The 421-nt window shown below is 68.9% G+C and carries 1 protein-coding gene; it reads right to left on the reverse strand.

Annotation, left to right across the window (positions count from 1 at the left end):
- Positions 1-421 (reverse strand): sensor histidine kinase N-terminal domain-containing protein (locus tag M3629_RS28105; RefSeq protein WP_251512191.1); only part of this gene is annotated, 421 nt, incomplete at both ends.

The following is a 421-nucleotide window of genomic DNA, read 5'->3' on the forward strand; positions in this document are numbered from 1 at the left end:
GTGCCGCACCGGCTGCGCGACTTCGACGACCATCGGCTTGCCGCCCTCGACGTCGTCGACGCGCACCTGCGCGACCCGCACCGCGCGATTGTCGTACTCGGCCTCGAACACGTACGCATGGTGCATGCGGCGCACGTTGATGCCCTGCAGCGGCAGTTTCGGATCGCCGGCGAGTTCCTGTTCGCCGTCGCTGATCCGGTAGATCAGCGCTTCGGCCGGATCGGAGAACATCGCCTGCGCGAGCGGCGGCACCGTGAACGGCGCGTCGGGGCCGGCGATCTGGATCTGTTTGGAGATGGCGGTCGCGAGATCGGCGAGCGAGCGGTCGATCACGTGCTGCGTGTACTGCCACGCGAGCCAGTAGGCGATCAGGCCGCTCATCAGCGCGAGCATCGATAGCGGGGCGGCGAGGCGCCGGAGC

The sequence above is a fragment of the Paenibacillus polysaccharolyticus genome (assembly GCF_023714295.1).
In the GTDB taxonomy this organism is placed as follows: Bacteria; Bacillota; Bacilli; order Paenibacillales; family Paenibacillaceae; genus Paenibacillus; species Paenibacillus polysaccharolyticus_A.